Here is a 6,972-nt window from a genome sequence, read left to right on the forward strand (position 1 = left end):
GTTTAGAAGATTGCTCTACGCCCTTTTTATGAGAGAAGTCACATGAATATTGGTCAAGCCTCTAAGCTATCGGATATTTCCAGCAAAATGATTCGTTATTATGAGCAAATTGGTTTACTGGATACCGCCAAACGCTCTGCTTCGGGTTATCGGATTTATTCTGAGCAAGATTTAAAAACTTTGTCTTTTATTAAGCATGCACGGGATTTGGGTTTCTCTTCTGAGCAAATGAAAGAATTGCTAGGTTTATGGAAAAATGCTGACCGACAAAGTGCAGAAGTAAAGCAGCTCACACTTAAACATATTGAAACCTTAAAACAGAAGATTGCGCAATTACAGGAAATGGCGAACTGGCTACAAAGCTCTGCAGATCATTGCTCTGGGGATGAGCAGGCAGATTGTGTGATTTTGAAGGATATTGAGTTGGGGAAGTGATTTGGAATTAAGCCTCCCCCCATTCAAACAAGACCTGACAGTTATCCACTTGTTAGAAACCATTGTTGTATCTGTCAGCTTAAATTTGACTTAGGAAATCTACATCCCTATCTTTTTTAATACATAGCATAAAAAAAATCACACTTTGGGGAAGTGTGGGGGGAAACTTGGAATATCTGTTACTTTATGGGAGCGTATTATATATAAACACAATTTGAATTGATAGATATTCTAAACAATTTACGAGATAAATTTAACACTTTTTAAGAATCTCTCCAATAAACTGCACAACAATCAAGTTTTAGCACTATTCATTACGCATATTTTAACGCGGTAATTCATACCCTTTTTCATTAATTAAACGAACCGCAGCATCACAGACTTCTGCATCATAAATTGTACCGTGTCCACGTATGACTTCTGCAAGTGCGACATCTACCCCTAATGCGAGGAGAAATAAATGACTTTAAGTCAAATACGTCTGGCGATACTAAGTCACGAGATAATTTAGGCATACTTTACCCTGCACCCAACCGATGAATGGTTTTTAGACTGACTTCGCTCACTACAGGTACGACAATATTCTGAAAAGACATCACGATATTTCCTATTTACTTGCAAGCCTGATTGAATCAATCTCTTTTATCATCTTACAAGCTATTGATCATTTTTTAAGGCATTTAAAGGTTGAAATTTAAGGAAATTTTATAAAAAACTCCAAGCTCAAACTCAAAAACCACATTACGACTTCATCTATTTTGTGAAATACCTCTCATTTTTAAACGATAAATTTTTTAGAATGATTTATGCTATATCACACATCAATAAACGAAAATTGAATAACAAGAGAGTTTGATCTATGCCACATTCTTACCACCTCGAAAAACACTATATTGAACGGTCTGGATGGTTACGTGCTGCAGTATTGGGTGCGAACGATGGGATCATTTCTGTGACCAGTTTGGTCGCAGGAATGGCAGCAAGTGGTGCAAGTACCGAAACCTTATGGATTACTTGTTTGGCGGGTTGGATTTCTGGTGCGATTTCAATGGCAGCAGGTGAATATGTATCGGTCAAATCTCAAGAGGACATTGAGCACGCCGACTTAGCCATGGAAAAACACGAATTAAAACATAACCCTGAACTTGAACTCAAAGAGCTCACACGCATTTATATACATCGTGGCTTAGAACCTCAGTTAGCAGCGCAGGTCGCCGAACAATTGACCGCACACGATGCCCTCGAAGCACATGCACGCGATGAAATTGGCATTAATGAACAAACTGCCGCACAACCTATTCAAGCAGCCCTTGCATCTGCCGTTGCCTTTTCTTTAGGTGCGATGTTGCCTATGTTATCAATTTGGCTTCTTCCTACACATGCGCTGAATTGGGGTATCGTTGTCGTAGGTGTTTTAGCTTTGGGCGTATTAGGTGCAATTTCTGGTTATTTATCTGGCGCTGCAATGTATAAAAGTACCCTACGAATTATGCTTTGGGGCATTGCAGCAATGCTCGTGACAAGCTGGATTGGGTCACTGTTTAATGTCTAAACACATATTGAACTAAAACTTTATTCGATACTATTTACTCTTTGCCAAACTGATAGGAGCTTCCCATTATGAATCAAGAGCAGGCTTGGCAAAACACATTGCGCATTGCGGTGTATTTACTGTTATTTATTATTCTTTTTGGTTGGCTACTTAAAGTTGCACAAAGTTTTTTGCTCCCTGTACTGATGTCCATTATTTCGGTTTATATCTTGGCAACTTTAACCGATTGGCTTGGGAACTTTCCAGTACTCAAACATAGTCCTGAATGGATGCGCCGCTTAATGGTGCTGATTGGATTCATTATCTCGATGTTTGCATTTAGCCATATTTTAATTATTACTGGCGAGCAAATTTTGATTTCTGCACCCAATTATCAAGCCAATTTGGAAAAAATGCTGCAATCTTTTTCTTCGCGATTTAGTTGGGCGCAAGGTCTTGATTTAAGCGTACTTCGCGAGCTTATTTTTGAACGTATCAGCGTGCAAAGTTTTATTAGTTATATGATTGGCGCAGTGAGCTCCTTTACCAGTAATGTAGTACTCATCATTGTCTATGCAATGTTTCTCATCGCAGAAAAAGGGCGCTTTTCATCTCGGCTCAGTCTAGCATTCCCCAGCCAAGGTGCAGAGCGCACCAAATATTTAATTATGAATATTAATAAAAAGATTGGTGACTATCTTGCGGTGAAGACACTCATTAATATTATTCTTGCAACTATTTCTGTCATTATTTTATGGTTATTTGGAGTCGAGCATGCCATCTTCTGGGCGCTGATCATTGGAATTCTTAACTATATTCCTTATGTCGGGTCTTTGTTAGGCGTAGTCTTTCCTGTGACTTTAACCTTGGTACAATTTGGCTCGATTCAAATGACTTTAGCCGTTGCAGTTCTTTTAACCATGGCGCAAATGTATGTTGGCAACGTACTCGAACCCAAAATGATTGGTAAAGAAATCAACCTTTCTCCTTTTGTGGTGTTGATTTCACTCTCACTTTGGTCATCGCTATGGGGGATTTCAGGCGCTATTCTTGCTGTACCTTTAACCTCGGTATTTGTGATTATTTTTGCTGAATTTGAAAGCACGCGTCCTTTTACATTATTGTTAATGGATGATGTTGAGCAAGATACAGATCAAGCGTAAATTTTGACTTGTAATCCATGCGGCAAACGCTGGCTAAAACTTAATTGATAACCATACTTTTCGAGCAATAACTTAACCAAAGATAAGCCCAAACCATGACCTTGCTGCTGCGCCGACTTACGCCAAAAACGCTGAGTCAATAAAGCAAGGTCATCATTACCCAGCCCCTGCCCTTCATCACAAATCCATAGTGCATTATCCTGATAATAAATGTGTATCGGTTGCTCAGTTTGAGCATGAACATAAGCATTTTCGATTAGATTTTTTAAAATAATGGCTAAAGTCGCATGTGGCAAAGCCAACTGCCCCAAATGCGCCCAATCAATATCAAGCCGCACCGCCAAGTTTGGATAGCCTAGTGAAAGTTCCTCAACAACGGTTTTTAAGGTCGGTGCAACGGGGATTGCTACAACAGTTTTATTCGGCTGCTGATTTTCAGTTTGACTCAGTAATAAAAGCTGCTCCAACAACGTTTCGTAGCGCAAAATACTCTGCTCTGCTTGCCTTAAGCTCGCACGTACTTTTTCTTGCTCTACTTGAGGCTGTTGCAACATTAATTGGCTGAGTTGTACAGTAAGCGTCCGCTGAACCCCATGCCTATTTTTTAATTTGAGTTGGATTTCCAGCGATGTGGCGTAATTCTTCTATTTGGGTCGCTTTATGCGTCGGCAGCCTTTTCAGCACATCACTTAAATAGGCATACGGATCCAAGCCATTCAGCTTTGCTGACTGGATTAAAGTCATGATATTCGCCGCTCGCTGGCCGCTGCGCAGCGAACCTGCAAATAACCAGTTCTTACGTCCCAACGCCCAGGGGCGCATCTGGTTTTCCACCCAGTTATTGCAAATCGGTAGATTGCCATCATCCAGATAGCGGCTTAAAGCTGGCCAACGCTTCAGAGTGTAATTGATCGCCTTGGCGGTTGGAGAACTCGATGGCACAGTCAGTTGATGTTGGTTGAGCCATTCATACAGTTGTTGCATCACCGGTTGACTATGCTGTTGTCGGTATTCGCGGCGCTGTTCTGCTGTACCATCGGTCTTTTTCCTGAGTTCTGCTTCTATCGCATACAGTTTCTGAATCAGCACTAAGGCCTGTTCAGCGACCTGACTTTTCCCAGTTACATGCAGTTCATGGAATTTACGACGTGCATGGGCCATGCAGCCCACCTCAATGACCTGGCCTGATTTAAAGCGTGCTTTATAACCACTGTAATCATCACAGACCAGATGACCCTGCCAGCCTTTCAAGAACTCTGCAGCATGCTGGCCTGAACGACTATCCTGAAAGTCATAGATCACCGCCTGAACTGGATTGTACTGTGTAGTGGCATAGGCCCAGACATAACCTTTCTTCGGTTTTTTATCATTCTCACCCATCCGCATGATGGTGACCGGCGTTTCATCGGCATGGATCACCCGCTGTTGCAGCACCACCTCTTTTAAGGCATTGGCCAGAGGTTCCAGTTCTACACCGCAGCGACCTATCTGAGAAGCATTGCTTCGCAAGAGATAACGTTGATCTAGAAAGTTCGATTCCCGCCCGCTGATAGATCAGACGTTGACGGTACAGCGGCAAATGATCGGCATATTTCGATACCAAAACATGGCTGAGCAGTTCAGGTGAAGCAATGCCTTTATCAATCACATAGGCGGGCATCGCTTGCTGAGTCAGGGTGTCACACTGATCACAGACCCATTTGCCACGCACATGCTGTTCCTTATAGAACTGTGCCGGTCTGAAATGCAGTTTTTCACTGACATCTTCGCCGATACGACGGAGTTGGCAGCCACAAGCACATTGGGTTGATGCAGGTTCATGCTCAATACGGATGGTGTGTAGATGATCTGGCAGTGGTCGACGTTTAGGTTTGTTGACTGTGGCTTTCTGTGTCCCTGCATCGGTTTTATCTGCATTTAATCGTTCTAATTCCAGATCAACCGCGGCAATATCTTCTTCAACCGCTTCATCCCACAGGTGGATTTGTTTTGCGGTGAGATGTTCGTTTTTACTGCCGAATTTATGCTGTTTAAACAGCGCCAGTTCATGCTCGTATTTTTGATTGAGAATAGAAAGATGCTGAACTTTAGAATCTAATTGCTGATTGGTGACTTCAAGATGTTGAACTTTGGCATCTAATTGTTGATTTGATACTTCCAGATGTTGAACTTGAGCATCTAATTGTTGTTTATCTTCTGCGAGTTGTTGATGCTGCATCGCCAACTGCCGGGTGAATTCCAGCAGTTGTTCATGGGTCAGTTGGCTTAAATCTGGCAGCGTATTCATGACCGCAGTATGCCTGAGGTCATGAGAAGAATGAAATAGAACGTTTGGAGGATGGCAGAATAGCCGAGCTTGGTTTAGAGCATCGTGACCACCTGCTGTCGTCCAATGCGCTGCCAAGGCAAACCCTGGATTAATGCCTGTAACTGTTCCGGGTTGAGAGCTACGCTTTCACCCTGGTGAACTTTAGCCCAGTGGAATTTTCCCTGTTCCAGCCGCCGGGCACACAGCCAGATGCCCAGTCCATCATGTACCAGCACTTTCATGCGATGGCCACGTTTATTACAGAACAGGTAAGCACAATGCGGTTTAATGTAGCCAAAGGCTCTCACCACCTGAGCCATGACCGTATCCATCCCTGCTCGCATATCCAGAGGTTGGGTAGAAAGCCAGATTTCATCGATACGGATCATGTTGCCAGCACCTTGAGTAATTCTGCCAAGGCAGGTATTTCTGATACTTGCCATTTCAAGCCAATTTCTGCTTTTGAGTGGGGTAAAGTAATTTGAACTTTTAACATGTCAGTAGGAGTAGGATCTAATGGTGCAGAGCAAGATAAGGCAATAAATGCAGGTTTATTCGGTAGTGGTGAGCGATCACTCCCTGGCTTAGCATCAATTAAGCGAATCCATTTGGATACAAGATTTGTATTCAATCCATGTTGCAAAGCGACTGAAGCAATTGAAACGTCCGGTGCTTTACAAGCCTGAACGATCTGCTGTTTAAATTCAGCACTGTATGTTCTTCGTTTTTTCGCAAGAGATGCGATGGATGTCTGATTATTTGTAGTCATAAATTTAAGTCCCCACTTGTTTCTAAGTGGGGACTAAATTAAGGCTTATAGGATGAATTCAGAAGGTGTGTTCAGCGGACGCTTACCAACATTTGGCAAAATTCAAAGGTGAATATATCGAATTGTCGAATCGTGAATGGGCAATTTTAATGGCTTTGGTCAGCCACCCTAATAAAATTTTCTCTAAAAGTAATTTAGAAGATAAATTATATGATTTTGACAGTGAAGTCAGCAGCAACACCATTGAAGTCTATATTCACCATTTACGCGCCAAACTTGGCAAGGACTTTATTCGTACCATTCGTGGTTTGGGCTACCGTTTAGGGCAAATTTAATGCAATCCTACTCTTTGCAAAAACGTCTGATTGTTTATGTTTCTATCTTTAGTGTCATGTTGGGCTGCGTTTTGGTATTTGCAGCGTATCGAATTGCCCTAGAAGAAATGAATGAAATTTTAGATGCACAAATGCAAAGTTTGGCAGAACGCATTGCAGCGAACCATCCTGAACCTACACAGAGCCAAATCGATTTAAATCAGAGATATAGCGAAGAAGACTTATTTGTCGATATTTGGTCATATGACGATGCTACAACACAATTACACCCTCAAGATGTGTTGCTACAACCCGTAGAAAAACCAGGGTTAATAACTGCTAGTTGAAATCTACCTATTTCTATATTATTATATACAAATGAGTAGATATGTTAGTATTGGCGTTGCAGCTAAAACACTGGGTGTTTCCATCCAAACCCTAAGAAGATGGGA

At 41.9% G+C, this 6,972-nt stretch carries 6 protein-coding genes and 3 pseudogenes; 5 read left to right on the top strand and 4 right to left on the bottom strand.

What is annotated here, in order from left to right; translation table 11 throughout:
• The first annotated feature begins 42 nt into the window (after window positions 1–42).
• The 3 genes from cueR (at window position 43) to FTT78_RS10240 (ending at window position 3,129) form a co-directional block, all read left to right on the top strand.
• Window positions 43–435, top strand: coding sequence for a Cu(I)-responsive transcriptional regulator (cueR, locus tag FTT78_RS10230; RefSeq protein ID WP_180044187.1), 393 nt, complete (start codon window positions 43–45; stop codon window positions 433–435).
• Window positions 436–1,294: 859 nt separating this feature from the next.
• Window positions 1,295–1,987 carry a VIT family protein gene (locus FTT78_RS10235; RefSeq protein WP_180008687.1) on the top strand — a complete coding sequence of 231 codons (693 nt, stop codon included), beginning with the start codon at window positions 1,295–1,297 and terminating at the stop codon, window positions 1,985–1,987.
• Between the two features lie 68 nt (window positions 1,988–2,055).
• On the top strand, window positions 2,056–3,129 hold the full coding sequence (locus FTT78_RS10240) for an AI-2E family transporter (protein WP_180044184.1): 1,074 nt from the start codon (window positions 2,056–2,058) through the stop codon (window positions 3,127–3,129).
• Here the strand turns inward: FTT78_RS10240 and FTT78_RS10245 are convergent.
• From FTT78_RS10245 to FTT78_RS10260, 4 genes and pseudogenes are all read right to left on the bottom strand, one after another.
• On the bottom strand, window positions 3,120–3,683 hold the full coding sequence (locus FTT78_RS10245; RefSeq protein WP_180008684.1) for an ATP-binding protein: 564 nt from the start codon (window positions 3,681–3,683) through the stop codon (window positions 3,120–3,122). The genes FTT78_RS10240 and FTT78_RS10245 overlap by 10 nt on opposite strands.
• Window positions 3,684–3,733: 50 nt before the next feature.
• Window positions 3,734–5,416, bottom strand: a pseudogene (locus FTT78_RS10250) (IS66 family transposase).
• A 74-nt stretch (window positions 5,417–5,490) separates the two neighbouring features.
• Window positions 5,491–5,826, bottom strand: a complete 336-nt coding sequence (gene tnpB / locus FTT78_RS10255) for an IS66 family insertion sequence element accessory protein TnpB (RefSeq protein ID WP_004828548.1) — start codon at window positions 5,824–5,826, stop codon at window positions 5,491–5,493.
• Entirely contained in the window at window positions 5,823–6,206 is a 384-nt protein-coding gene (locus FTT78_RS10260) for a transposase (RefSeq protein WP_002114018.1), read from the bottom strand. Before FTT78_RS10260 ends, tnpB begins: the two co-directional genes overlap by 4 nt.
• Window positions 6,207–6,283: 77 nt before the next feature.
• Here FTT78_RS10260 and FTT78_RS10265 point away from each other — a divergent pair.
• A pseudogene (locus FTT78_RS10265) lies at window positions 6,284–6,541 on the top strand (winged helix-turn-helix domain-containing protein); the annotation flags it as partial.
• A pseudogene (locus tag FTT78_RS10270) lies at window positions 6,541–6,849 on the top strand (two-component sensor histidine kinase); the annotation flags it as partial. The pseudogenes FTT78_RS10265 and FTT78_RS10270, both read left to right, overlap by 1 nt.
• Window positions 6,850–6,972: the final 123 nt, after the last annotated feature.

Origin of the sequence: Acinetobacter sp. YH01011, assembly GCF_013420785.1 — a bacterium.
Lineage (GTDB): Bacteria > Pseudomonadota > Gammaproteobacteria > Pseudomonadales > Moraxellaceae > Acinetobacter > Acinetobacter towneri.

Coding starts and splice junctions, on each gene's coding strand:
- cueR (WP_180044187.1), top strand. CDS start 43: ATGAATATTGGTCAAGCCTCTAAGCTATCGGATATTTCCAGCAAAATG.
- FTT78_RS10235 (WP_180008687.1), top strand. CDS start 1,295: ATGCCACATTCTTACCACCTCGAAAAACACTATATTGAACGGTCTGGA.
- FTT78_RS10240 (WP_180044184.1), top strand. CDS start 2,056: ATGAATCAAGAGCAGGCTTGGCAAAACACATTGCGCATTGCGGTGTAT.
- FTT78_RS10245 (WP_180008684.1), bottom strand. CDS start 3,683: ATGTTGCAACAGCCTCAAGTAGAGCAAGAAAAAGTACGTGCGAGCTTA.
- tnpB (WP_004828548.1), bottom strand. CDS start 5,826: ATGATCCGTATCGATGAAATCTGGCTTTCTACCCAACCTCTGGATATG.
- FTT78_RS10260 (WP_002114018.1), bottom strand. CDS start 6,206: ATGACTACAAATAATCAGACATCCATCGCATCTCTTGCGAAAAAACGA.